This is a genomic window from Xenorhabdus sp. TS4 (assembly GCF_014467265.1).
Taxonomy (GTDB): Bacteria; Pseudomonadota; Gammaproteobacteria; order Enterobacterales; family Enterobacteriaceae; genus Xenorhabdus; species Xenorhabdus ehlersii.
Genome location: NZ_NKHQ01000120.1, coordinates 1 through 26,483, shown reverse-complemented (window position 1 = coordinate 26,483; position 26,483 = coordinate 1). Strand labels below are relative to the sequence as shown.

Here is a 26,483-nt window from a genome sequence, read left to right as displayed (position 1 = left end):
GTGGCGCGGGTATCCATACTCATAGAGACGCCGGATAGATTTAAGCAAGCCAACCATACATCAAAATGAGTGTTGCAAAAACGGGGAAGACCATAGATTTATTTCGCCACCCGAAGGCGATCCTGACAGGCGATGGATCGGTTTTGTAAGAAAAGATATTAACGGTTTTGCGGAGCAGGGTCAAAGACGTATTTAGCCTGTTTTCAAAAATGTCGTTCTATCAGACAAAAGTCAAAATTTATTAATTTAATTAACGTAAAATTCCCTATAATAGCCGATTTAATCCTGATTTCTTTATCATTTATAAACATTTTCAATTAAATGCCGATGGATGATTCATTTGAGTCTCCGTGAAAGGAAAAAGCAACGTGAAAAATCAGAAGGAGTCTTTGTACCAACAAGAGTTGGCCTACTTGCGCGAAAAGATGAAGTTAGCTGCCACCGAAAACCCGCAGTTAGCCGAGTTTCTGGAGCATCCCAATGATCCTGATATCCAGCGTCTGTTGGAAGGTTTTGCTCTGCTGTCTTCAAATTTGCGCAGCACTGTCGAAGACAGCCTTCCAGAAGTTACTCATGAAATGCTCGCGCGCATCTGGCCTCACACCTTACGCCCCGTGCCCCCGACCACGATCATCCAATTTACCCCCCATCAGAGTGTTCATCAGGGAACGGCTGATATCCAGCAAAACGTACCAGTGACTGCTACTGTCGGGGAACAACATTTCCCGTTTCATACCTGTCGCCCCTTGCATATTGAACCTTTTGTGGTACGGGATAAACAGATCCAAAAGACCCGCGAATACAGTGATATTGTGCTGACTCTGCACCAGACGGGCAACGCCGTGCCGAGCTGGTCAGGTGGAAAGCTGCACTTCTTTCTGGGAACGGATAAAAACCGGGCCGCCCAATTAAGTTTGTGGCTGGATATGCACATTGAGGAGGTCTATTGGCACACGGCAGAGGACGAAAAAAGGCTCAGGCACAGTGATTTTCTGGGCTGGCCGGAGAATTTACAGCACCCCCTGTTACCTACTGACGACCTGCCTGTTGCCCGGTTGCAACAGATGACTGAGTATTACTGCCTGCCTCATGTGTTCAGTTTCATCACGTTAGATATCAATGAGCCATGCGAGTTGCCGTTAAACCTGGATGGCACGGGTGAGCTGGTTATCCGCCTGCACGGGGAGTTACCCATTGATACGCTGGGCGATGCCTTCCAGTTGGGTTGTGTTCCGGCGGTGCATCTGGTGCCGATGGTCACTCAGCCAGTTTCATTGTTACCGGAGATACCGTGTTATCCGCTGCCATTGGCTGAAACAGAACGGCTTTTCCGGGTGGACAGTATCCAGACAGCAAAACAACCCGGCGAGAAAGCCAATCAGGGCAACGATCCGCGTGGCAAGGCCTGCCATTTCCGACCCATTGACCAGTTTCACGCCAAAAGTGACTGGCTGCTGGAGGCCGGTGAACCCGGTAACGTCTATTTTCAGGCGCTGATAACCGATGATTTGCTGGGACGTCTTCACAACCGGATACATTTTTACGGGATGGACGGAAACGCAGCGGATAACCTCTCCCCCCAGACCGTTTGTGCGCGCGTTATCGGCTACCATGAGCAGGCCATGCAACTGGCTGTCGGTGATATCACGCTCACACAGGGGTCCGTGCCCGCCCATTTACACGCCCGCAATATCACGCCGGTTTCCCCGGATTTTCCGCCGATGGTGATGGGAAAATCAGACTGGTCATTGATTAACCTCTTAAACTGCCCGCCGTTCTTGTTGTTCCATGCCGATGCCCTGAAAGATTTTCTCCGGTTGTATGATTGTTATGCCGGGCATGATCGCATCCTCAGTCGCCGGATGCAGCAGCATATCAACGGCATTATCCGGGTTGACGCCCAGTCAGGCGAGCGTCTTGACTTCACCCGGCAAGGTCTCCCCATCAATGGCAACACACTGCATCTCTACCTTGATACAGCGTGTTATGAAAATGACGGTGTGATGTATCAGTTCTGCCGGATGCTTGATCAGCTGCTGACGTGCTTTGTCGTGCGGAATAATTTCATCATGTTAAAAATTTACCGGCAGGGTGAGCAGGCCGTGTTATGGGAATTCCGGCAGCGGATTGGTTTGCGCAGTGAAATGTAACGCGATTAACGGAAACAGAAAAATCAGGAGAAATCATGCAAAAAAGTGGATTACGTTTTCTTTGCCAAATAGGGAGCTTACCCGAAAATACCTTTGCTGTGGCGGATTTTACCCTGCGGGAAGGGCTGTCTGATCTTTTTACTCTGAACCTGACGCTGGTTCAGTCCCTGCCTGACAACCCTTTCAAACCGAAGATAGAAATCGATTTAACCGCGCTGTTGATGCAAGAAGCCGTATTACAGGTTTTTCACGGTGAAACAGAGCAACGCAAAATCACCGGCATCATTTCCCATGCCGACTGGTGTGGCACCGATGGCAATAAAACCCGGTATACCTTCACGGTACGTCCGTATCTCTGGCGGCTGACGCTCAATCAGGACAGCCATATTTATCATCGTCAGCGTGTATCAGATATCATGGATCTGTTGCTGAAAAAACACCATGTTCAGGCAGATTCCCAACTGGAAGATCCGCACCAGAGCCGGGAATACACTACCCAGAAACGGGAATCCGATTATGCGTTTTTTTGCCGGTTGGCGGCGGAAGAAGGGATCTGTTTCTGGTTTGAGGATGAAACGCTGTTTTTCAGTGACAGCCATCTGGGGATGACGGCTAACCTGCCTCTGCAATACCAGCCACAACCGGATACGGCGCACGGGCAGGATGTGATTTATCAGGTTCGTCTTGGTGTCGGCATGGCGCCGAAGCGCAGTATTCATCGCGATTATAACCCGGACAGGCCGCTTTCTCAGGTGTACCAACTGGAAAGCAGCCCGGAATATCAGGCAATGGGCACACTGACACCGTATACCATTTACGAGAGCTATGGCCGTTTTCAGCGGGAGGCTGAAGGTAAACCGTTTGTAAAATACCGGCACGAAGTACTGAAAAACCAGACCCAAAGTGGCAGTGGCAACAGTAACTGTATCAAACTGATGCCGGGAAAAATCTTCGAAATTGAAAACCATCCCCATGCACCGCTCAATACCCGCTGGCAGATTGTCGGGATCAGTCATTATGGTCGCTGCCCGCAGGCACTGGGCGACAATAGCGGCGAAGGCACAACACTGAGCAACGATTTCAGCTTTATTGATGGTTATGCTGATTGGCGCCCCCCGTTTCATTACAAACCACAGGCAGACGGGGATGAAAGTGCAACTGTAGTCGGGCCGGAAGGGGAAGAAATTTTCGTCAACAAAGACGGTGCGATTAAAGTGCATTTTCACTGGAACCGTTACGATAAGGCGGATGACAGCGCCTCCTGCTGGGTGCGTGTAGCTCAGGGCTGGAACGGTCATGGCTTTGGTTTTATGGCGATACCGCGTATCGGACAGGAAGTGATAGTTTCCTATCTCAACGGCGATATTGACCGCCCGATAGTCACCGGCTGCGTCTACAATGGCCTGAACCGCCCGCCGCTGGATTTACCGGCCCAAAAAACCCGCACCACATTTAAAACGAAAACCCACAAAGGGGAAGGCTTTAACGAACTGCGCTTTGAGGATGCGAAGGGCAGTGAGGAAGTGTTTATTCATGCACAAAAAGATATGAACACGCACATTCTGAATGACGAAACCAGCAATATTAGCCATAACCGGACACACCATATTAAAAATGACGCGCATTTACGTATCGATAATGAATACCGCGTACAGGCAAACAATGATATTTCGCTGTCCACCGGGCAAAAGCTCCATATCAAGGCCGAAGATGCGCTATTAACCCAAAGTGGCAATGAAATTCACCTGAGTGCCGGCGCTAAAGTTGTGATTGATGCGGGGGCTGAACTGACTATTCAGGCCGCCGGGCATTTTCTGAAAATCGACGCAGGCGGGATCACCAGCAGCGCTGTCGTTAACTTTGGTAGTGGCGCACCGGGCAATGGCTCAGGCTGGGGCGGTAAGCTACCGGATAGGCTGGATAAGCTGTCACCTATTAATGTGGCTCAGGCAGAAAAAATGGTTACCCCACCACCGGAAAAAATTTGCCTGTCCTGCTTAATGGAAGCGGCATCAACGGGGTCAGTGATGGTCATGAGGGGAGAATAATGACAGCCACATTAAAAGAAAAATGGGAAAAATACCGGGAAACTTACCCGGAAATGAAATTATATGCACTGGTAGACGGTTTACAGTATGAGCGGTGCTTTGACGATGAATTGACTTATCTTGAAGGTGCGAATAATCCGTTGTTCCGACAATTCCCGGATGCGGAAATTGCGTTTGCCGGGCCATGGTTGTTCGATATGAACCAGTCTCAGGCATGGGAAGAAAAATTCTTACAGCTGGAGAACGCCGCTCCCGCCGTTTCCTGGCTGTATTCAACACGGTCATTGGACAAACTGACCCGCCATCTTGAATCACAGTTAAATATCCGGTTAAAAACAGGCAAAACTGCATTATTGCGTTTTTACGATCCCCGCGTTCTGCATCAAATTCCGCATATTTTTACACCGGAACAATTGATTGAGTTCACAAAAGATATTGAAGAGTGGAGTTATCAACTTGATAACAATCATCACGTTGTGAAAGGAAAATAATGACTATGGACAAAAACAGTATTGCTTCCGTCTTCTCAGATTTGAAAAACAAAGCCTCCAAAGGTATTGAGCAGCAACAAAAAAGTAAAGTTACCCATCCAACCAGTGTGCCCAATTGTGCGGGAAAAGTGGGTGATCCGGGCGTGAAATGCAATCAAAAATTCAGTCATCAGCTAAAATTATTACCGATTGAGAATCAGGTTAATGTGAGTAATGTGCCTTATGCCTATATTTCCATTCCCGCCAGAGGATTTGGTAAAACAAATGGCAAAGGTGAAACTGATCGTATTATGACCCGCCAGCCCGAAGAAGTGACCGTACTGGTCGGCAAACTGGCGAAAAGTTACCAACGAAGGGGTGGTAATTTCGGTTCATTGAAGGAACTCGAAGAAAGGAAAATCAGCCTGCTCACAAATACGGGTGAGCCAACCACCGAAAAACCGTATATCAGTGGGTATGATTATATTACTGTGGTGGGAGCCAGAACAAGGCCTTGGGATATTAGCTGGGGAGGTACAAAGAGACTATTTTTAGAATCACTGGGAAATCAGTACCGATTTATTAATAGTGGATTACATCAGTTACAACTTTTTCCTAAAGCTACTCAAGATCACGCTGTCCAACGTATTATGGTGGTATTCCAGCAGGGATATACGCAAAAGGATATTGACAGAATTAATGATTACACAAAGAAATTAGATGGACGTATTATCTATGTGAAAAATAAACAAGGGCTTATCGATTTCTTAAATCAAAGGAAGGAAAAGAAAAGACTCATTAAGGAGATGGTGATTTTTAGTCATGGCATTATTAATTATGCTACTTTTCATTATGAGGGAGAGGATGTTGAGGAAGGGCTTTTTGGGTCAGAGGAAATTAAAAAGGTCTATGAATCGATATTTGATTTCGATGCTAAAATAACAACTTATGCTTGCCGAGCGGGTATTTCAGTTGATAATGGATACCCTGGCGATTTTACAGGAATACCAGATGCAGGACAGAATAAAAGCCCAGCACAACAAATGGCCAATTTATGGGACATTGAGGTGAAAGCGTTTGAGAAACGTTCCTCTTATGTGGGAATTTATGGAACGGCACAAGAAATTAAAGAGGCAAAAGAATATGGTAAAGTTATTGAGAAATATGAAGCAGAACGTAAAGTTTATAATTATGAATTAAGCAAAGGAAATAAAAATATTACACCGCCAGAAAAACCAAAGGATTATGATGTGATGAAAAAACGCAACATGGATGTAAAGACAAGAGATCTTAATGAAAAAGATGGTGGTGGTCCGATTGCACCAAATGGTTTTTGGCGATTACCTAAAACAGGTAATACTCCTACAGGGTTAAAAGAAGATCTACAAAGTTATAGACCTGTCGAGTGGAAAGCATGAAAGTATCCAAAAGAAAAATTTTCCTTTCAATAATTTTTTTTCTAATTTCATCAGTGGGTTATTATATGTATACTCAAAAGTATCAAATGGCTGTGCTTGTTCCATCATATGATGAAAATTCATCAGAATACCCTAATAAAAAAGTTTGGTTTGATGCAAGTGAGTGGTTGAAAACACCTCAATATATTAAAGTTAGTGACTTTTTCATTATTAATAAAAAGTTCACTCCTATTGATAATCTAGACACATTGAAAATGTTGAGCATAACAACAGTATTACAGGATGAAATCGATAACTCAAAAGAGTTTAGTGATCTTTCTGAATTGAAAAACATAGGTATGATGGATTTTTTAAATTTAATGAAAGATAAAATAAATTATGAATATATATATAGTGAATTTAATGAAGAGTCACTAAAACCACTTCAAGATTTTTTCTTGGTTAAATTTATTCATAAAGAAAAAAAGTATGAGTTATTTATAAGGAGAAGTATCTCTGATGGAGAATATGTATACGATCACTTTAATTCTATTTACAGAGAAAATGAATGGCATAAGAAAAATAAAGATATTATGACATACAGAGATTACCTTGAAGGGAAGGTTGATTCATATAAATAATAAATTTAAAAAAACTATAGTTGCTGGATTTTCAATACGATGAAAAATATATTTTACCGGCAGCTATAGTGATAACTATTATGATCGGAGATATCATAAATATGGCAATAGAACTTAATGAAGACCAATGGAATATGCTAAAAAAATACTCATTCAATGCTTATATTGATGAATTGGTAGTCCATTGTAATGAATCCTATCCCTATCTTGATATAAAATTGGGTAAAGATGGCTTAAGATCAGCACTGAAAAATGCCGTAGAAGCAGCCAAAAACGAAGGTTTTGATCAACGTGGTGCTATTCAGTTTTATATTGATATGCTTATTTTGTTTGGTGCAAAATTTCAGACTGATCCGCAATACACATGGATAAAAACAATCCTTGATAATAATTCCCATCTTGGGCAATTAGAAAAAACAAGTCTGCTTTATCATGAAGTCACTCGATATTTGAATGAAGTGCATGGCGAACAAGATAACCATCTGAAAGCCAGTATTCTTAAATTTCAAAATATCAATATTGAGCACTTAAATGTTCAATGGATCACTTATGAAAGTAACGTCGATGTACTATTAAACTCTTTATTCCCGAAAAAACATCAATATATAAAACAGGATAGAATAAAAAAACTCATCCAATTTGGTATTGAAAAATCGAATCAATATGGCATAGAAAATGCCAATTACTCAGCATTTTTAACACTAATCATGTTTTTATTAGGGCATGAGTTCGAACAGGATATTTTCTTACCTCATTTAAATAAAAAATTGTTCAAACAATATTATTCTGATACTGATTCTCTAATCATGGAAATGGAAAAAACAGCCAAAGATTATCTGAAAAAGTTTCTTCAATAACATCAAAATATTTTAGTCAATTGTAGGGAGAGTAAATATGCCAAGTAAAGCCGTTATCCGGTTAAACGATAAAACCGATCATGGTGGTAAGGTCATCACTGCCATTGATGGTTATGTTTATCAAGGTGTTCCTGTCGCAGGCAAAGGTGATTTAGTTGTTTGCCCGAAATGTGAAGATACATTTCCAATAGTGGAAGGAAGTGAGACTTTAAAGTATCAGAATAAACAAATCGCCTTGGAAGGAATGCGTACAGCATGTGGTGCAAAACTGATTGCCAGCCAGAAAACATTCCTTGCTTAGACACTGACGCGCTATGCTTGTCTTCTCCGTATTACCGGGCTAATACATTAACCCGGTAATACGGAGATTGGAAAAAATATAACCGTTACTATCGATTATCTTTATATAACTGCACCAATTTTCACGGGATAACGGGGTAAATGACATATTTATTATATATTTCATTGCGTTACTCTATCCCATGTTATCCCAGCCTATCCCGTAACATCATGTAACTAATTTAAATCATTTAAAATTCAATAAATTACAACCTGCCAGAGAAAAATCTTTTTCGGGATAACTTCCACTGTCACAATATATCTTTATTTGTAATCACCTAATGTTACGGGATAGTGCGGGATAATACGGGATAAATAAAATATCTATAACTAACTGATATATTTTAAAATAAATCTTTCTTATCCCAATATCCCGTTATCCCAACGTTTTTTCCTCCTACGTGAGGTTAATCCTCATCCCTGAAAATCAACACCACAAATCGCCCCTGAGTGCCGTTTACTGAGATGGTTTTGCTGATAAAGCGGTCTTTCTCCGCTTTAACCAACATTCCGGCCTCTTCTAAGGCTTCAAAGCCGGATTTCTTCTGTAACCCCTGCAATATTTCTGCTTCAAATACACTGGGGATAATGTGGTATTCCGCCTGTCCATCATGACGGCGGTTATGCACCAGATACCCGGCAAGATCACTAATCCTCATGGCGTGTGAGGTATCAATATCCCCGTTTGGCCTGCCGTAGGTATAAGGCTGAAAGCGTGACAGCCCGTATTTCTGGATAAAGTCACGAGTTCGCGTGATCACCTGATATTTTTCCCGGTTTCCGATACCAAAGTCGGCTAACCAGTCATCGAAACTTTGTTTTATCGCAGCGTGACTCGCTTCTTTACTCCAGCCAGTGATATGGGTTGCCAGCTCTCCAACGGCATCCAGTAACGCGAAACGCACGGCAACGCGCTTGACTTGCGCTGAGGCTTCTTCTGGCAGGCCATCAAGCCATTCTTTTTCTTTACGGGCGATCATGTCGATTGCCTGCTCCTGATACTCAGACAGCCATTGAATCCATGCCCGACCCGCTGCACCACAATAGCGTTTGGATTCACGCTTAATAGCTCTTGCATGAGAATCACCATCCTCATAGCCATTGAAACATGCCGTATCAATAAAGGGCACACTGAGCAGCCTGACAAGCTGCCCGGCTTTTGGGGTGATCCCACCTTTTATCAGAAACGTTTCTAAATCTTCCTCGCCTGTTGAAAGAGCAGCAATCTTCCAGCGGATCACGGCACGGTTTCCGCCTTCCCGTTTTCCCTGAATTTTACCGACACCGTTAAACAGGCTATAGGCGCTGTTAGCGACTTCCTTCGGATTCGAGCTTTGTCCGATTTCGTCAATGGGCATGAAACCATCATTACGGGCTGCGGCCTCATTGTTTAAACCGTGGTGAGTACCATGCCATGATAATTTCAGTTCTTCGGGATCACCGTATAAGCTGCTGGCCGCCTCAACGGTGGTGGTTTTCCCTGCGGAGGATTGGGCGAATAAATGCACACCAAAGCAGCTCCCGCCTGTCAGTGAATTAAGTGGGGCAGACAATCCCACCAGTACGCCCAACATCATTGAGCGGTTGCCTTGCAGTAATAACGCAACGTGTGTTTTCCACTGTTCGGCGCTTCCCCTGACCACATAACCGGCAATGGCAGATGTGCCGCCACTGAACGCGACAGGCATATAGGGCTGACCGATAATCTCACCGTCCGGCATCACATAAGCCCCACAATGCCAGCCTGCTTTTTGTGTCACAACCCATTCACGGCGATCGCCGCTGCGTTGCAGATGCTCAGCTAAAACAGGCAACAAACTGTTTTTTACGGTAATGTTCATTCCCCGTGAACGCAATCTTGCCCAACCAACCGGCATCCCTATTTCACGGCGGGGAAGCGCTTCAACAATACATTTTCCTGTGCCTTCCTGACGTAGCTTAATAATGAGATAACCTTCGCTGCCATCATTGCCAATGCCAACGATTTCCATGTGATCACTCAGCCATTTTTCAATTTCGACAATTTCACCACCTTGTTCTTTCGGTTCAACCCAGTAAATGCCATTCTTGCGGATATCGATATGCGGTTTTAGCGGATCGTATTCTTTCTCTTGGTATTCACCTGAATCAGTGGTCACAGATTTTGCTACTGTTTTTTTCTCTGCTACCTGATATAGGCCTTTACTGAATGCCTGTGTTGCTGCATCAATGCCATGCTGCTGACGATAATCATCCCAATCAGCTTTGTATTCCGTTGGTGGCAACGTAATCCAACCATTCACTGCGAGAGCCGCTTTTTCTGCTGAAATCTTGCCGATATTTACCTTTGGTCTGCCGTTTTTATCCAATTCGTCGGGATGATGCCAGTCATTATCTGCTGCCAGAATAATTTTCGTGTCCGGCCAACGCTCCCTAACGGCTTTAGCGATAGAAAGCAAATTGCCTGCATCCAGCGCCGCCAGAGCAGGGCCTTTATAGAGTTGGTTAACCGTGAGCGCAGTGGCGTAACCTTCGGTAATGATGACCGTGTTGAAGTGTGCTTCCAGTGCTGATACGGCAATAAACGCCCCTTTCTTCTGGCTGCCGGACAGTAATTTTTTCTCACCATTGGGTTTGATGATCTGCGCACCAGTGATTTTTTTATCCAGTGTTGTTAGTGCCAACACTACCGAATTATCAGGCAATAACCGCTGATTAGGGCAGTGCAGCCCTTTTGCGATCAAATAGGGAGATTGTCCGGCGACAGTCTGCTTCATCAGTACCTCGACGCCTTCGGCAATGGGTTGTGTTGGATAGAGGTTTTCTTTGGCAGGCTTGGGTTCGGGCAGAGGCAATGCCAACGAGCCAGCAATGATTTTCGCCGCCTCAGTGATCGAAATCCCTTTAGTTTTTGCTACTAAATCCAGTCCATCGCCATAGTTCGGGGCGTCACACTGGCGGCAATGCCAGTTGCCATGATGGTGATCATCGATAAAGTGGAAACGGTTAGTACCGCCGCAGACAGGGCAAGCACCGTGCTTACCTTTTGCCGGGATTTCAATGCCGCAAGCTGGCAACAAATTTTGCCAAGAATACATGGCAGAAATTTTCACGGTCTGGATCAAGTCAAGCGGTTTTTGATTGCTTGATTTTTTTGGGGCTGTAAATTCAGGGCGAGTTTGGGTATGCTGTGTATCAGCCATCATTTTTACCTTGCTTAATGGTTATTGGTGAAACGCCTCAGATGTGTGCCATCACACTGGGGCGTTGTGTTTTATATTCTGTTTCTTAGATTATTTTTCTCGCGGCGAGAATTAGTTTCGGCTGCGTTAGCGGTTTTTCCTATCACGCAGTGGCTTAGCAAAATCATATGGAGTAATGAATTTTTCCCGGTTAGCATCCAGATAATCCGCCCACCACTGCATCATCAGCCGCCGTTCATCCAGATGTTTAGACGTGTGGATATACGCTGCCCTAACGCTGTTTCGTTCGATATGGCTGAGCTGGCGCTCGATGGCGTCATCACTCCAAAGACCTGATTCCCCCATTGCCCCGCGTGCCATTGTCCGGAATCCGTGTCCACATATCTCGGTTTTAGTGTCGTAGCCTATGTTGCGTAAAATTCTGTTAACCGTTGTTGCATCTATAACTTTCGTGGAATAGTGAGCGCCGGGGAACATCACATCACCGTTACCGCTCAGTTTGTGCAAGGTTTTGATCAGCCGAACCGCCTGATGGCTTAACGGCACGATGTGATCATTTTTCATTTTCATGCCCCGTTCAGAGAATTTAACGCCTTCAATGGTTTTTCTTGTGGCAGGAATTTTCCACACGGCATTTTCAAGATCGATTTCCTGCCAGCGGGCGAATCTTAATTCGCTGATGCGGACAAATGTTAATAGTGTCAGCTCGACGGCTATTTTGAATATTAAGCGTCCACGGTAGGCGGATAAGCGTCTCAGGAAATCAGGTAAATATTCATGGGACAGAGCCGGGCGGTGGTGACATTTTGCAGTAGTCAGTGCGCCTGCCATGTCGTTAGCCGGATTGTATTCCAAAATGTCATTCTGGACGGCGTAGCGCATAATCGAAGTGATGCGTTGGCATAAACGCTGGGCAATTTCATGTTTACCCTGTTCATCAATGGCTTTGATCGGAGCTAACAGTTGGCTGGTGCGTAATGTGGTAATATCACGTGTGCCAATGCAGGGGAAAATATATTTTTCAAGGCTACGTAATATTGTCTGGCGGTAATTTTCATCCCAACGCTTATTACTGGCATGCCAAACACGGGCGACCTGTTCAAAGGTGTTCACTTTGGCCGGAGAAGATGTACTTTTTTTCTCTGCTTTAGGGTCAATGCCCTGTGCCATTAGCTTTTTAGCTTCATCGCGTTTAGCACGAGCTTCGGCTAATGACACGGCTGGGTAGACACCAAACGCCATCCGGTCTTCTTTTTTATCGGTGGGGCGATGGTACTTCATGCGCCAATATTTAGATCCGCGTGACGTAATCTCCAGATAGAGACCACCGCCATCGGCTAGCTTGTAAGTTTTTTCTTTGGGTTTTGCAGTTTCAACTTGTCGGGCAGTGAGTTTCATTATTAGAACATCTCTGTAATCGAATAATAGTAATTATCAAATGGTAAGTGCCCCAGATTATGCCCCTCACTGCATCTTGATTGCAACAGACTAAACTAGACGTAAAAATAATAGATCACACTGATTTTATTGTGGTTTATAAAAATTATTTTACTTAGTTAGACTTCACTGGAAGTTGAAATGGCTCCAATACCAGAAAGTGACTTCGCTTTCCTGCAACGGTTGACGGCGGAAGAGGGGATTTTTTACTTCTTTGAATGTGGTAACGGGCGTAACACGCTGGTGTTTGCCGATGATGCCGGCTCGGTGCCGCCGGGCAAGGTGTTCCCTTATCAGCCGGGGGAAGCGAGCACCGTGGGCGAACCCGCCATCAGCAGCCTGACCTGTAGCGCCCAGGTGCGACCGGCTCAGGTGCAACTGAAAGATTACACCTTTAAAAACCCGGCCTGGCCGGCCGAATTCAGTCAGCAGATGAAGGAAGATACCCTGCAACAGCGGTATTACGAGCACTACGACTACCCGGGCCGTTTTAAGGATGAGGCGCACGGTAAAGATTTTACCCGTTACCGGCTGGAAGCCTTGCGTAACAATGCCCTGACCGGACAAGGCAGCGGCCAGGCTATTGCCATCCAGCCGGGTAAATTATTCACCCTGAGCAACCATCCGCGTGCCGACCTGAACCAGCCGTGGCAGGTGGTGAGCGCCAGTCATTCCGGCAGCCAGCCACAGGCGCTGGAAACTGCCAATAGCGGCACGGGCACCACCCTGCACAGCCACTTCCACTTTATCCGCCATAACCAGCACTGGCGTCCTGCGCCACTGCCAAAACCGGTGATTGACGGCCCGCAGATTGCCAAAGTGGTGGGGCCGGCAGGCGAAGAGATTTTCTGTGATCAGTACGGTCGTATCCGCCTCCAGTTCCCGTGGGATCGCTATGGCAAGAGCGATGACCAGAGTTCCTGCTGGATACGTGTCACCCAGCCGTGGGCCGGACAAGGTTGGGGCATGCTGGCGATCCCACGTATCGGTCAGGAAGTGGTCGTCGATTTTCTGCACGGTGATCCGGATCAGCCGATCGTCACCGGTCGGACCTACCACGCCAGCAATATCCCGCCCGGCGGGCTGCCGGGCAGCAAAACCCAGATGGCCTTCCGCTCCAAAACCCATAAGGGGGAGGGGTATAACGAATTGCTGTTTGAGGATGCGAAAGGCAGTGAACGGCTGGCATTGCATGCGCAGAAGGATATGAGCACCGAGGTCCTCAATGACCGCGCGACCCGGGTGATGCATGATCACACGGAAAGTGTCGGCAACAACCAGGTGATCACGGTGCGTAAAGATCGTCATAAGGAAGTCATTGGCCTGGAAGTCAGCAGCATCGGGACCCGGCAGGTGACGGTGGAAAAAACCAGTGTGCTCAGTGCCAAAGGCGCCATTACCATTCAGTCCACCGAAGATGGCCTCTACCTCGGGAATGCCAAAGGGAGTATTTCGATCGACAAGAACGGCAACATCCACATTACCGGCGACACTGTGATTATCAACGGCCAGAAAGTGATCACCCTGAACTGATCCCATTAGCGATTTGAGAAAGATTAAAAAAGGAAACCCCCATGAGCGCACACACTTACCCGATGAATGAAGGCACCCTGACTATTCCAGCCAACTGGCGTGATGAGACGATGCAGGTTTTTGTCCTGCCGGATGACAGTGGCGTTAATCTGGTGATTAACCGCACACCGGTTCCTCAGGGCAGCGATCCGGCGACCTATTACGCACAAACGCTGGCGCAATTTGCGACTCACCTGCCGGGCTATCAGGAGCATCAACGTTTACAATTGGTACTCAGTGGTGAACCCGCCTGGCGGCTGGATTACCAGTGGCAAAGCCCGGAAGGGGAAATGCACCAGACGGTAGTCTTGCAAATCCGGGGCAGCCAGTTGCTGGCCTTTAACCTGACGTCACCGCACCCGTTTGAGGAAGGGCAACTCAAGGCGTTACTGGCGGTTATCACCAGTTTTCAGGCGGCGTGACAGGAGGTCATCATGGGATTGGGTGACGACATTGTCACACGGATAGCCCGTGTGGGCGCAACCCATGCGGTGGGTAGAGTCATGCCCCCCGCACAGCCACGTGGCCCGGCCGCCGCGCGTGAGGGTGATATTATCCAGCATTCGAGCTTTTTAGGCGCGCTGGCGGGCGCAGTGGTCGGGGCATTGATCGGGGCGGCCGTTTTTGCGGCGGCCTCCGCCGTGATCGTCGGTACCGGCGGATTGGCCACCGCAGCGGTATTGGCATTAGGCACCGCGGGCACTCTGGCGCTGGGCGGGTTTATCAGTGATGTCAGTGCGGCGGTGACGAATATGGTGGACAGTATCGGGCCGCCGGATGGCGCCATCAGCAAAGGTTCACCGAATGTTCTGATTGAGGGCAAGCCGGCGGCCCGGGCGACAGTCGATTTAGCCGCCTGCAGTAAACACCCGCCACCGCTGATAGCACAAGGCAGTGAATCGGTGTTTATCAATGGTGAACCCGCCGCCCGGATGAATGACAAGCTGGTGTGCGGCGCCACGATCAAGAGCGGCGCAAGCAAGGTCTTTATCGGCTCCGGTCAGGGCACCTATCTGGACATTGAGGAAGAATTTTCCGGCTGGCAACGGGCGTTGTTGATCGCCGTGGAATTTATCGTTCCACCTTCGCGCGGGCTGGCCAAAGGGCTGGGTAAACTGCTGACCAAAACTGGTCGGCAGGCGGTGCTGAAAGGGGCGATTAAAGGAGCGAAAACCGTCGGCAGTACGGTTCGCAAAAACGTCCAGTGCGCCAAAACAGCGTTTAAAGAAACCCGGGGCTTAAAACGTTACTGGGTCAGTACGAAAAAATTCTTTACCGGTGACCCGATTGATGTCACCACTGGGGCGCTGTTTGATCAACGCACCGATATGGAACTGGGGCAGACGCTGCCGCTGCGTTTTACCCGCAGCTGGTCACCGGGGCAGCGGGGCTTACTGGGGGAGAACTGGTTCGATAATTTCTCGGAATGTGTGCTGGTGACGGGAGACCGGATAGAAATCCTGACCATCGAAGGGGCTTCCCTGCATTTTGCACTGCCTGCCAGCGTTGACCACAGCATTAACCCGGATCACCCTGAATTCCAGCTCAGCCGGAAAAAATCCGGCTTTGTACTGACTGAGCGCAATAACCCGGTCCGCAAATACTTTTCGTTGCGGGCACTTACGGAAAAAGAGGCACCTACGAGCGTACAGCGCTGGCGGCTGACCGAACACCGTGATCGGAACGGGAATGCGGTGCATTTTCACTATAACGAGATGCATCAACTGGACAAAGTGACCCACAGTGACGGCGCAGAGCTGAGGCTGTTCTACCGTGAAGATGGTCTGTTAGCGGACATTCGCCGTACCGATAATGATCTGAATGATGTGATGGCACGTTACCGTTATCACGACAATGGCGCTTTGGCCGAGGCGGACAGTACCCAATACTTTCATTTGTTCTATAACTATAACGCGCAGGGGCTGATAAGCCGCTGGTCGGATGGTGACCAGACAGCGGTTGATTATACCTATGATGCGCAGGGCCGTTGCATCCATAGTGTGGGCAGTGGTGGGTTTTACCCGGTACAACTGACTTATGAGCCGGGTATCACCCGTTCCACCACGCCGCAAGGCCATATCACCACCTGGCATTACAACGACCAGCAGCAGGTGACACAGGTCGAAACCCCGTGCGGTCATGTTACGCGTTACGAGTATGATGAATGGGGCAACCTGTGCCGCCAAATTTTGCCGGCCGGCCAAATCCTGACCTTGGAATATCTGGCGGATACCGGGCTGGTGACCGCCTTTACCGATGCCATCGGCGCAACCTGGCAATATCACTACGATGAGGCTGACCGCCTGATCAGTATGACCGATCCGCTGGGGCGTGTCTGGTGGCAACAGTATGATGACAAGGGCAATGCCGACTGCTTTATCGCGCCGGATGGCAGCAAAACCACGCTGACGCGCAATGCATTTGGACTGGTGATTGCGGCAGAAGATACAGCGGGCAGCAAACGGACTTGGGAATATGACACACAGAAGCGGCTGACCCGGCTGTTTGATGAAGAAAACCGCAGCTTGCGTCTGGGCTACGACAGCCATGACCGGTTGCAGCGACTGGCATCGGGGGGCGGGGCACTGTGGCTGTGGGAATACGATCGCCATCATCGGGTGGCGTTAAGCGATCGCCCGAATAATAGCCTGGAGCGTTTTCGTCATGATCGCCACGGTAACCTGACCGCGTGGACGGATGCGCGTGGTGTGCAATGGCATATCGAATACGGACCCTTTGACCTGCCGGTGGGACGTATCGATGGGGAAGGCCATCGCTGGCAGTATCGTTATGATCCCGACAGCCTGCAACTCGTTGAAGTCATTAACCCGCAGGGCGAAAGTTACCGCTATACGCTGGATGCGGACGGGCGGGTTATCACTGAAACCGACTATGCCGGCACGCAATGGCGCTATGCCTATGACGGTAACGGCAACTGCCTTGAAAAACGGGATGCGTTGGGCAACGTCACGCGTTTTGAGTACGATGCCGCCAGCCGCATGACCGCGATGCATACGCCAGAAGGCACGACCACCTACCGTTACGATATTCTGGGGCGGCTGCTGGAAGTGATTGCCCCCGAAAACACGCCACTGACGTTTGAATACGATGACCAAGACCGCATAGTGAAAGAAACGCAGGCACACGGCGACATCCAACGTGATTACCCGGATAACGCAACTGTGGCAAGAACACTGCAAACAGGGGATGGTCAATGCTGGCAGGTCACATTCGAAGCCAATAAGGTGGGTGAACTACGGAGATTCAATCTTAACGGTGAACACACGCTCAATATTGAGCGGGATGACGATGGCCATGAATGGCATCGCCAGTCAGATAAAGGCTTTATCCTGCGGCAAGAACACTCCCTGATGGGACAGCTGACTGCACAACGTGCCGGGCGTAACACCGAGTTTTTTGCCGCCCATGAAGTGGCCGATATTCCCCAGCCAACTCTGGCCGGACTGGACAGAGAATATTGCTATGATGCGGCACTGAATCTGGTGGCCGCGAATGATGAGCGGCAGTGGCTGCGCTATGTGGTAAACGGCAATGGACAAGTGACATCAGTCAGTGATGGCGAACGGTTGCGTGAGCATTATCAATATGATGCATCCGGTTATCCCGCCCGTCGGTTTGATGGGTTCAATGAGATAGACGGGGAGCGGCTGTACCAGAAAGGGCACCGGTTACGCCAGCTGGGGCAGCATCTGTTTGAGTATGATGATGCCGGTCGCATGACCGCCCTGCAGTTGTGGGAAGACGGTCACCGTCCGCAACTGACCCGGTTTAGGTGGAACAGCCAGAATCAACTCATCGGCGTGCAAACGCCGGGCGGGCAACAGTGGGCCTATCGCTATGATGCGTTCGGGCGGCGCACGGAGAAGGTGTGCGAACGGGCGGGCCAGCGCACCACCTATCTGTGGGATGGAGATGTGCCGGCGGAGATTAGGGAATACCGGCATAACCGGCTGTACAGTATCCGCCATCTGGTGTTCGACGGCTGGCAGTTGCTGGCGCAGCAGGTGCAGTTCTTTAGCCCGAACCCGGAAAACCGCCGTGAACTGCTCGCGGGAAAAGTGCAGACCCAGTACGCGGTGTGCGCCCCGACCGGCGAGCCGCTGGCGTTGTTTGATGCCGCCGGGCACCGGGTCTGGCGCCGGCCGCCGCAGAGTCTGTATGGATTGCGGCTGGGGGTGTTGGGGGAAAATGCGGAACTGAATCCGGGGCTGCAATATGCCGGCCAGTGGCTGGATGAAGAGAGCGGGCTGGTCTACAATAGGCACAGGTATTACTCGCCTGTTGCAAGTATGTACCTGACGCCAGACCCGATCAAATTGGCAGGCGGGGAAAACTTATATGCGTATGTGCCTAACCCGACGAATTGGATCGATCCGTTAGGATTAAACTCCAAAAAATGTCAGTATGTTTATCGAGAATTAAGTATCGAAGACAGAATTAGATATGATGCAGGATTGAGCATACAACCTAAAGGGACTAACGGTTCAATCGTAGATCATGTTGATGGAAAAAATACAGGGTTTATTTCAGTTGCTGAAGAACAAGCTGCAACCAAAAGATTTTCTTCTGGCAATGGATTAGCACAAATTGATCTTAAGAAAGCAACGAAAAATGGAACAACGTATATTCCTCATAAAAATGTTATGCAAGCAGTTAATTCAAAAGGTTCACTACAAAATAGAAAAGATGCCAAAAGAGCAGTGGAAGGCTTATTTAAAGGGGAAATTCCTCATGACGCTATTAAAATCATAAGATAGGAGCAAATATGCCAGCATTATCAGAGTATTCCAACCTAACAAATACTGTATTTAATGTCTTAGATAAGAAGGGATTTAACATATGGTATGACGAAGAAGTAGACATGTATTGTGCCGAAAAAGACGGTTGGGACTTCATGGCAGACTCTCCATGTGGACTACTTGGTGTTATATCTATATATGAATTTAAACAGCCAGAAGAATATAAAGAATATTGGTGGCGTGATGAAGAAAAAGATTTATTAAATAATCTAACTCACACACCACCAGAATATAAATCTGTTATTTATAATAAATAGTTTAACTAAATTGTAATTGTCCGGTTATTTAACTTGCCGGACAATTTATTACTCTGCTTTTATCCCGCCTGATAATCCCCAATCAGTTCCCGCATCCTGAGCTTAATCTCACTGAGCTGGTCTTGCTGGCGCTGGTACTGTTGCTTAATGGTTCGGGTGTCATCGCTGTCAGGGATCAGCACAATGCAGCCCTCCATAATCTTGACGGTGAGTGTACCGCCAATCTCAAAGCCCGCCGCTTTAAGCCATCTGCCTGTTAAATTTATTGCGGGTCGGGGGTTTGGCCTGCCATTTTGCGGCACGTATCCCACAGTGTAATACCGTTCTGTTTTGGCAGCTTTATTTACTGCACGGTTTTGCCTAGAATGCGCCTTAGCCATCATTCAACTCCTTATTAGTTGCTTGTGGTTAGCATTCTGGTCGTGCTCCAACACGGTCAGAATGCGTTAAATCTCAGTGTGTGATATTAATTGCCTGTTTAATCTTCTCTTGGGTGATTGCCATGTCCAGAATGCGGCAAATCACATCCTGATCTTCTGCTTTTAACCCGTCAACCTGCTTACACAACTCTTTTAGCCGCTTGTTTTTAATATCAAAAACGGGCGCGGTTGCCCCTTCTTCACCCAACAGTAAATGGTCAATACTGACTTCCAGTAACTGCGCCAGTTTAATGATGTAATCAAACTGGGGCTTAACCTGCCCCTGTTCCCAGCGTCCTACCATCCTGGGCTGGATATCCAGCAAATTCGCCAGTTCTATCTGTGTAAGCTGTCTGGCCTTGCGCAGCGTGGCAAGGCGTTTACCAAAATCAGTCATAAATGAACAAAGCCAGTTAATGTGTTTGTTCATCATGATAAGTGTCCTTTTTGAGTGCTGGGCTTGAAAGTATTATATTGACCTGTATTATATAGGTCAATAATGACCTTGATGCATTTTAAAGGATTAAGACATGGCTCGCATTCCCGACGCAGAATTACAGCACCTGAAAGCCGCCGTTCCTTTAGTCGCCGTCCTTGAGCAGCAGGGGCGGCAGGTGATTAAACGCGGTAAAGACAGGCTTGTGCTGTGCCCGTTCCATCAGGAAAAAACCCCCTCGATGGTGATCACCCCGTCGAAAAATCTCTATCATTGTTTTGGCTGCGATGCCGGCGGTTCGGTGCTCGACTGGGTGATGAAAACGGAAAATCTGAGCCTGCGTCATGCCTGTGAACGGTTGCGGGCGATGCTCGGCCGCAATCCGGCGGTCGAGCCGCTGGTTGACTCGTCGGAACTGCTCAGCGATGTGGCCGGGCAGCAGGCGCTGCTGTCACGGGTGGTTGAGTTTTATCACCATACGCTGCTCAGTGCCCCGGAAGCGCAGGCCTATCTGACCCAACGGCGGCTGAACCAGCCTGAATTAGTGGCGCAGTTTAAGCTGGGCTTTGCCAACCGCACGCTGGGGTAACCTGCCCCTGTTCCCAGCGTCCTACCATCCTGGGCTGGATATCCAGCAAATTCGCCAGTTCTATCTGTGTAAGCTGTCTGGCCTTGCGCAGCGTGGCAAGGCGTTTACCAAAATCAGTCATAAATGAACAAAGCCAGTTAATGTGTTTGTTCATCATGATAAGTGTCCTTTTTGAGTGCTGGGCTTGAAAGTATTATATTGACCTGTATTATATAGGTCAATAATGACCTTGACGCATTTTAAAGGATTAAGACATGGCTCGCATTCCCGACGCAGAATTACAGCACCTGAAAGCCGCAGTTCCTTTAGTCGCCGTCCTTGAGCAGCAGGGGCGGCAGGTGATTAAACGCGGTAAAGACAGGCTTGTGCTGTGCCCGTTCCATCAGGAAAAAACCCCCTCGATGGTGATCACCCCGTCGAAAAATCTCTATCATTGTTTTGGCTGTGATGTCGGCGGTTCGGTGCTCGACTGGGTGATGAAAACGGAAAATCTGAGCCTGCGTCATGCCTGTGAACGGTTGCGGGCGATGCTCGGCCGCAATCCGGCGGTCGAGCCGCTGGTTGACTCGTCGGAACTGCTCAGCGATGTGGCCGGGCAGCAGGCGCTGCTGTCACGGGTGGTTGAGTTTTATCACCATACGCTGCTCAATGCCCCGGAAGCGCAGGCCTATCTGACCCAACGGCGGCTGAACCAGCCTGAATTAGTGGCGCAGTTTAAGCTGGGCTTTGCCAACCGCACGCTGGGGTATCGCCTGCCCGCCCGACAACTGAAAGCCGGGGCGGAGATCCGCGCACAGCTCCAGGCGGCCGGGGTGTTGCGTGACAGCGGGCATGAACACTTCAGCGGTTCGCTGGTCATTCCGGTGATCGGTCTGGCAGGTCAGGTGCAGGAAATGTACGGCCGCAAAATCCTTGACCGTCTGCGGGCAGGCACCCCTAGGCATCTCTACCTGCCGGGTGCGCATGGCGGCGTCTGGAATGCGGCGGCACTGATGGCCTCGAAAAGCCTGATCCTGTGTGAATCGCTGATTGATGCGCTGTCGTTCTGGGTGGCCGGACACCGCCCTGTCACGGCGGCTTACGGTGTGAACGGGGTGACAGCCGATCACTGGCAGGCCTTTGCCCAGTACGGGATTAAGCAGGTGCTGATCGCCTTCGACAATGACAGCGCCGGCAATGAAGCCGCGGTGAAACTGGCCGTAGCGCTGGCCGCCAAAGGGATCACCCCGCTGCGGGTGATGTTCCCGCCGGGCAGGGATGCCAACAGTTATCTGTGTCAGGTCGCCGAGCCGGAAAGCGCCTTTGCCCTGCTGCTTGAAAGTGCTGTACCGATGCAGGATGTGGCTGGCCTCGTTGCGGTTGAGCCTCAGACGGCTGATCCCGTCACGGTTCCCGAACCCGCCCCCAACACCACACCGGGGGTTGTCTGTGAGTCCGGCGAGAATGGCGAGCTGCTGATATCGGTCGGCACACTGCAATGGTGTCTGCGGGGCATGGGAGCAGTCAAAGCCGGTGCTGCCGCCATGAAACTCAATGCGCAGGTGCTGGACAGGCAAAGCGGGGTGCTGTTCGTGGATGGCGTTGATCTGATGAGTGCCCGCAGCCGGAACAGTTATGCCAGGCTGGCGGCTACCGAACTGGGGCTGGCAGACGGGGTACTGCGGCGTTCACTGGGGCAGGTGTTGCTGGCTGTCGAGCAGTGGCTACAGCAGGCGAAAAACCCGGCGGCGGTGCAACCTGAACTGAATGAAGCTGAACGGGAGGCCGCACTGGCCTTGCTGCAAGATCCGGCTCTGGTCAGTCGTATCACCGCTGATTTAGCCGCCTGTGGTGTGGTCGGTGAATCAACCAATCTGTTAGCGGGGTATCTGGCCGCCGTGAGCCGCAAGTTGCCCAAACCCTTAGCGGTCCTGATCCAGAGCAGCAGCGCCGCAGGCAAGAGCCGCCTGATGGCGGCGGTGCTGAACCTGATACCGGCAGAAGAGCGGGTGCAGTACAGTGCCATGACCGGGCAGAGTCTGTTTTATCTGGGGGAAACCCATCTCCAGCATAAGATTTTGACGATAGCGGAAGAAGAAGGCGTGCGGCAGGCCGCCTATGCGTTGAAGTTGTTGCAAAGTGATGGCGAGCTGACGATGGCAAGCACGGGCAAAGATGAGACGACCGGAACACTGGTCACCAAAAGCTACACGGTGAAAGGCCCGGTGATGCTGATGTTGACGACGACTGCCATTGATGTGGATGAAGAGCTGCTGAACCGCTGTCTGGTGCTGACGGTCAATGAATCCCGCGCACAGACCGAAGCGATCCATGCGGTGCAGCGCCATAAACAAACGCTCGAAGGCCTGTTGGCTGAGAACGAGCGGGAGTATCTCACGGCCCTGCACCAGAACGCCCAACGGTTGCTTAAACCGTTGAATGTGGTGAATCCCTATGCCGCGCAACTGACCTTTATGTCCGACAAAACCCGTACCCGCCGTGACCATATGAAATATCTCATCCTGATCCGTTGGGGCTGACAGGTGGTTTGAACCATTATTCATATGTGGAAAATCCGACCGGATGGATAGATCCTCTCGGATTGAAGCAAGACGAAATCATCCGGTATATGAGTAAACTAGAGGCTCAGCGTTCAATGGCTGCCAGAGGTGGAAAAGGGGGGCTTATTCCTCATAAAGATGGTGAAAAAGCTGTTTGGGTAAACCATGATGACAACCCTGGGCGCAACCCCGGTAATGAAAAATATCGTGCTGTTATTACTGTCAAAAAAGATGGTGTAGATATACTTAACAAGCATACAGATATAGCTAAAGTCGATTATAAAGAAACAGGATTTAAAGATGGAGTTTTATCAAAAACTAACGAACCTAAAGCAAAAGGAATAGGTTTTAGGATTTTGGATAAATTCAACGAAACTATTAAATCAATCCAAATAGAATCCAGAGGAAAAGATGGTAAGTGGAAAAAATGCCCGAAACCATAAAATGAATATTTATAATATATTCTCGTACAAACTGGAAAACTTTCTTAATGTCAGATCCTGTAAGAAAGCGTTTGATGGTATCTTCTATATAGAAGATGAAAAAGATCTATTTCTGATTGCAGCAAAAAAAAGTAACGGCAATGCCGTTACTTTTACTCGCTGGCATGATCTAATTTCATTGAAAAGATTGAAGAAAAAGCTTATTGAGAAAGGATTCAATGAAGGGGACTGTGAATCCATTATATTAATTCTTTCTAGATTTTCTTACTTGTTTCAAATTAATAACAGGGAAAGGATGAATCAGGATATATTTATATTTTATTATGTCCTGCAATTGGCTTGTTGTAGTGGTGATCATGACCATCATATAGATGATGAAACAAAGAATTTTATGTTTCGTTTTCTTCTTTTTGAATTAAGCATGGATTATGACTCATATACGAGATTTAAAATTGAGGAAGGTGATATATTCTTTTATTCTCATAGTGGAAAAAAATACAAGCTTTCCAATGTGATAAATTTCATATACGACACTTTTCAGGAAGAAAAAAATAAAGAGTTAAACTTACTTCTTTTGATTAAGGAATTTCAATTAGGTGTTATTGATTTACTGACAAAACCAAGAGATATTGAAGAGGTTGTAAAGTTAAATGATTATAACTTACATTTAATAGACCCTTCTGTTTTTGTAAAGACCTATAAAGTAAACTATAAAAAAATAGTATCGTCATTAGTAGATGTAACAAATAATTGGCAATCCACCAGTAATTTATTTATATCCAATATGATTCTTATGAATTATTCATATTATATCTTGAGGGATAATTCAAGAAATATCATGAAGTTAAAGAGGATTATTAAAGATGATAAAATATTCTCAGATATTTTAACAGCAATAGTAAAAAGGAAGTTTCATGTAAAAGAAGAGTTCTTGTTTAAACCGGAGTTACAAAAATACATTAAGAAATCAACAAAAAATGAATCATTTTTTTATAATATAATATATAGTCAACAATAAATTTTTTTGTTGTATGGCAGGCTCCTATAAAAATAAAAATAAAAATAAAAATAAAAATAAAAATAAAAGTATTTTTATTATAGAGCTTGCCATTATTTTAATAATCTGAAAATATTTTCATAATATTTCGGCCTTTTAATTATCTATCCCGCCTTATAATCTTCAATCAGTTCCCGCATCCTCAGTTTAATCTCACTGAGCTGGTCTTGCTGGCGCTGGTACTGTTGCTTGATAGTTCGGGTCTCGTTATTGTCAGGAATAAGCACCAGACAGCCGTCCAGGGTTTTAACCGTCAGGCACCACGATCAAGGCTTATTGATTGATCCGTATCCGGCAACAGATCTGCGTTTTGCTACAGGGCATGTAAGATATGTGAATGCAAAAGTACACTGGTATGTATAAATTACCGTTATTTCCTTTCTCTTTCTGATGATTTCTTAATGTAACAAATTAGACACACGTGATTGTCCTAAAACTATCATAAAATCACGTTAGCAACTATTTATCTAGTTTATTATTTGCTTACCATGTTTTTCTATTTGAAATCAAAAAAAATGCGGGTACAATTACTATACTTTTTAGTCATCCAGAGTGTCCCTGTATAACTCTCTTGGTACTAAATATTAGAAGTAGGCATCTATTTTTATCTTGTAAACCGCACTTAAGATACCAAATAGTAATTGTATAACAAACGCTTGTAAGTAATAAGTGATGTGGAGTTGTCTCTACAATTCAAGATATACCTTCATAGCATATTGTAAATTCTAAAAATATCAGGCTGCTGTTGGAAAGGCAGAAGGGAGTGTTTTTTGCCTGGGTTTATCAGTGCCGTGATGCAAGATGTGACAATAAAAATGAAGTTGTAAAATTCATAAGGAATAGTATTAATTATTTGATTTTAAAGGTTAAAATTCCAAGGCCGTTTTCTCATATCAAATTTGATTATGAAGGGGGGAATGATGGTTTTCCGTGGTGTCAACAAAAGTAATATGATTATTTTTTCGTTAATCCTGGGAATTGCTATTTTATTTTTTTCTTTTGGAAACAGCAGATTAGGGATTATTGCTTACGCCGATAAGCATTGCCAGAGAAATACAACCTGTTTGATTGATATGAATAAAATTATTCCTTTTGACTGGGACAAAATGTATATCATCGACAAAGGCATCGCACCGGAGGATATTGAAAAAATCATCGGGACAAAGTTTAATTACGAAACCAGCCTTTTTTATAAAATTATTTTTGTCAGAGATCAGAAGGTGATTTATTCAGATGAATATCATCCACCAGGTGAGTCTTATATGAAAAAATTTATTAAGCCTAATTTTCATTATCCTCATGAAAGAGAAGGAAGTTATTTTAGTCATTATGCTATTTCTAAAGATAATTCCATTCTTTCAGTGAAAATTGAAAACGAACCGCTTATGAGTGATAAAATTTATTACAATATCTCCCCTTCTAATGCGCAGCAAATTAGAGGGAGAGAGCTATAAATCTATTGGATGATAAAATAAATACAGGATTAGATGCAGGCCGTGTTTTGTATGTGGCCTGCACTTTTTTATTTATTTTTTGCATTGTCTTTCACTGTTTCTGGCTTATTGTTTTGTTCTTGCAAAAGTTCTTCCAGAGCACATGTAGTCTTTATGTTTTCCAAAGTGCGAATTAATCCTTTTATCAGACGATTATCTTCATCTGCTTGAGCATACTGGAGCTGTTTTTCCAACGTTTTTTCTTAATCTCACATCCCGTCTTACCCCAGTTTGCATGGTCGTGACTCCAATGGTTAGATTGTCCTATAAAGAATAGTATTCCCGTTCGATGAAAGTCCCTATCACTTTATCGTGCATCTCCTCTGATTTGGAATA

General features: G+C 47.0%; 21 protein-coding genes and 2 pseudogenes. 16 read left to right on the top strand and 7 right to left on the bottom strand.

Annotation, left to right across the window (positions count from 1 at the left end; genetic code table 11):
- Positions 1 to 368: 368 nt before the first annotated feature.
- The 7 genes from Xets_RS19770 (at position 369) to Xets_RS19740 (ending at position 7,864) form a co-directional block, all read left to right on the top strand.
- Positions 369 to 2,150: a type VI secretion system baseplate subunit TssF gene (locus tag Xets_RS19770; RefSeq protein ID WP_187652420.1), complete on the top strand. Its 1,782-nt coding sequence runs from the start codon at positions 369 to 371 to the stop codon at positions 2,148 to 2,150.
- A gap of 35 nt (positions 2,151 to 2,185) precedes the next feature.
- Entirely contained in the window at positions 2,186 to 4,198 is a 2,013-nt protein-coding gene (locus tag Xets_RS19765; RefSeq protein WP_187652419.1) for a type VI secretion system Vgr family protein, read from the top strand.
- Positions 4,198 to 4,689, top strand: coding sequence for a DUF4123 domain-containing protein (locus Xets_RS19760; RefSeq protein WP_187652418.1), 492 nt, complete (start codon positions 4,198 to 4,200; stop codon positions 4,687 to 4,689). The genes Xets_RS19765 and Xets_RS19760 overlap by 1 nt, the downstream gene beginning before the upstream one ends.
- Complete coding sequence (locus Xets_RS24885) at positions 4,689 to 6,086, top strand: hypothetical protein (protein ID WP_255430704.1); 1,398 nt, start codon at positions 4,689 to 4,691, stop codon at positions 6,084 to 6,086. The genes Xets_RS19760 and Xets_RS24885 overlap by 1 nt, the downstream gene beginning before the upstream one ends.
- Positions 6,087 to 6,151: 65 nt before the next feature.
- Complete coding sequence (locus tag Xets_RS19750; RefSeq protein WP_074025301.1) at positions 6,152 to 6,706, top strand: hypothetical protein; 555 nt, start codon at positions 6,152 to 6,154, stop codon at positions 6,704 to 6,706.
- Between the two features lie 101 nt (positions 6,707 to 6,807).
- The gene (locus Xets_RS24880; RefSeq protein WP_255430703.1) at positions 6,808 to 7,563 is read left to right on the top strand and encodes a hypothetical protein; all 756 of its coding nucleotides are present in this window, start codon (positions 6,808 to 6,810) and stop codon (positions 7,561 to 7,563) included.
- A gap of 37 nt (positions 7,564 to 7,600) precedes the next feature.
- Positions 7,601 to 7,864 carry a PAAR domain-containing protein gene (locus tag Xets_RS19740; protein ID WP_074025298.1) on the top strand — a complete coding sequence of 88 codons (264 nt, stop codon included), beginning with the start codon at positions 7,601 to 7,603 and terminating at the stop codon, positions 7,862 to 7,864.
- A 445-nt stretch (positions 7,865 to 8,309) separates the two neighbouring features.
- Here the strand turns inward: Xets_RS19740 and Xets_RS19735 are convergent, their stop codons facing one another.
- Positions 8,310 to 11,084 (bottom strand): DUF927 domain-containing protein, encoded by a 2,775-nt coding sequence (locus Xets_RS19735; RefSeq protein ID WP_187652422.1) that lies wholly within the window; start codon positions 11,082 to 11,084, stop codon positions 8,310 to 8,312.
- 126 nt (positions 11,085 to 11,210) lie between these two features.
- A complete protein-coding gene (locus Xets_RS19730; RefSeq protein ID WP_187652417.1) occupies positions 11,211 to 12,482 on the bottom strand; it encodes an integrase arm-type DNA-binding domain-containing protein in 1,272 nt (423 codons plus the stop codon).
- A gap of 195 nt (positions 12,483 to 12,677) precedes the next feature.
- Here Xets_RS19730 and tssI point away from each other — a divergent pair.
- The 4 genes and pseudogenes from tssI to Xets_RS19710 form a co-directional block, all read left to right on the top strand.
- A pseudogene (gene tssI / locus Xets_RS19725) lies at positions 12,678 to 14,054 on the top strand (type VI secretion system tip protein TssI/VgrG); the annotation flags it as partial.
- A 41-nt stretch (positions 14,055 to 14,095) separates the two neighbouring features.
- Positions 14,096 to 14,515: a DUF1795 domain-containing protein gene (locus Xets_RS19720; RefSeq protein WP_099131722.1), complete on the top strand. Its 420-nt coding sequence runs from the start codon at positions 14,096 to 14,098 to the stop codon at positions 14,513 to 14,515.
- Positions 14,516 to 14,527: 12 nt separating this feature from the next.
- Positions 14,528 to 18,871, top strand: coding sequence for an RHS repeat-associated core domain-containing protein (locus Xets_RS19715; protein WP_187652416.1), 4,344 nt, complete (start codon positions 14,528 to 14,530; stop codon positions 18,869 to 18,871).
- Positions 18,872 to 18,879: 8 nt separating this feature from the next.
- Positions 18,880 to 19,170 carry a hypothetical protein gene (locus tag Xets_RS19710; protein WP_187652415.1) on the top strand — a complete coding sequence of 97 codons (291 nt, stop codon included), beginning with the start codon at positions 18,880 to 18,882 and terminating at the stop codon, positions 19,168 to 19,170.
- Between the two features lie 59 nt (positions 19,171 to 19,229).
- On the opposite strand, the gene Xets_RS19705 is transcribed toward Xets_RS19710, so the two are convergent.
- Together Xets_RS19705 and Xets_RS19700 are read right to left on the bottom strand one after the other, a co-directional pair.
- Positions 19,230 to 19,550 carry a SymE family type I addiction module toxin gene (locus Xets_RS19705; RefSeq protein ID WP_187652421.1) on the bottom strand — a complete coding sequence of 107 codons (321 nt, stop codon included), beginning with the start codon at positions 19,548 to 19,550 and terminating at the stop codon, positions 19,230 to 19,232.
- A 73-nt stretch (positions 19,551 to 19,623) separates the two neighbouring features.
- The gene (locus Xets_RS19700) at positions 19,624 to 20,022 is read right to left on the bottom strand and encodes a helix-turn-helix domain-containing protein (RefSeq protein ID WP_099130951.1); all 399 of its coding nucleotides are present in this window, start codon (positions 20,020 to 20,022) and stop codon (positions 19,624 to 19,626) included.
- A 97-nt stretch (positions 20,023 to 20,119) separates the two neighbouring features.
- On the opposite strand from Xets_RS19700, the pseudogene Xets_RS19695 reads away from it, so the two are divergent.
- Positions 20,120 to 20,608 (top strand): annotated as a pseudogene (locus tag Xets_RS19695) (CHC2 zinc finger domain-containing protein); the annotation flags it as partial.
- On the opposite strand, the gene Xets_RS19690 reads toward Xets_RS19695, so the two are convergent.
- Complete coding sequence (locus Xets_RS19690; protein WP_244208837.1) at positions 20,580 to 20,735, bottom strand: helix-turn-helix domain-containing protein; 156 nt, start codon at positions 20,733 to 20,735, stop codon at positions 20,580 to 20,582. The pseudogene Xets_RS19695 and the gene Xets_RS19690 overlap by 29 nt on opposite strands.
- A 133-nt stretch (positions 20,736 to 20,868) precedes the next feature.
- Here Xets_RS19690 and Xets_RS19685 point away from each other — a divergent pair, with 133 nt between their 5' ends.
- The 3 genes from Xets_RS19685 (at position 20,869) to Xets_RS19675 (ending at position 24,615) form a co-directional block, all read left to right on the top strand.
- On the top strand, positions 20,869 to 23,133 hold the full coding sequence (locus Xets_RS19685; protein WP_370588268.1) for a CHC2 zinc finger domain-containing protein: 2,265 nt from the start codon (positions 20,869 to 20,871) through the stop codon (positions 23,131 to 23,133).
- Positions 23,134 to 23,222: 89 nt separating this feature from the next.
- Complete coding sequence (locus Xets_RS19680) at positions 23,223 to 23,597, top strand: hypothetical protein (protein ID WP_187652414.1); 375 nt, start codon at positions 23,223 to 23,225, stop codon at positions 23,595 to 23,597.
- Complete coding sequence (locus Xets_RS19675; RefSeq protein WP_099130948.1) at positions 23,566 to 24,615, top strand: hypothetical protein; 1,050 nt, start codon at positions 23,566 to 23,568, stop codon at positions 24,613 to 24,615. The genes Xets_RS19680 and Xets_RS19675 overlap by 32 nt, the downstream gene beginning before the upstream one ends.
- A gap of 143 nt (positions 24,616 to 24,758) precedes the next feature.
- On the opposite strand, the gene Xets_RS24875 is transcribed toward Xets_RS19675, so the two are convergent.
- On the bottom strand, positions 24,759 to 24,881 hold the full coding sequence (locus Xets_RS24875) for a hypothetical protein (RefSeq protein ID WP_255430702.1): 123 nt from the start codon (positions 24,879 to 24,881) through the stop codon (positions 24,759 to 24,761).
- Between the two features lie 690 nt (positions 24,882 to 25,571).
- Between Xets_RS24875 and Xets_RS19670 the strand changes: the two genes are divergently transcribed.
- A complete protein-coding gene (locus Xets_RS19670; RefSeq protein WP_244208835.1) occupies positions 25,572 to 26,108 on the top strand; it encodes a hypothetical protein in 537 nt (178 codons plus the stop codon).
- Positions 26,109 to 26,176: 68 nt separating this feature from the next.
- Here Xets_RS19670 and Xets_RS19665 read toward each other — a convergent pair whose 3' ends face one another.
- Complete coding sequence (locus Xets_RS19665; protein WP_222941668.1) at positions 26,177 to 26,341, bottom strand: DUF1090 family protein; 165 nt, start codon at positions 26,339 to 26,341, stop codon at positions 26,177 to 26,179.
- Positions 26,342 to 26,483: the final 142 nt, after the last annotated feature.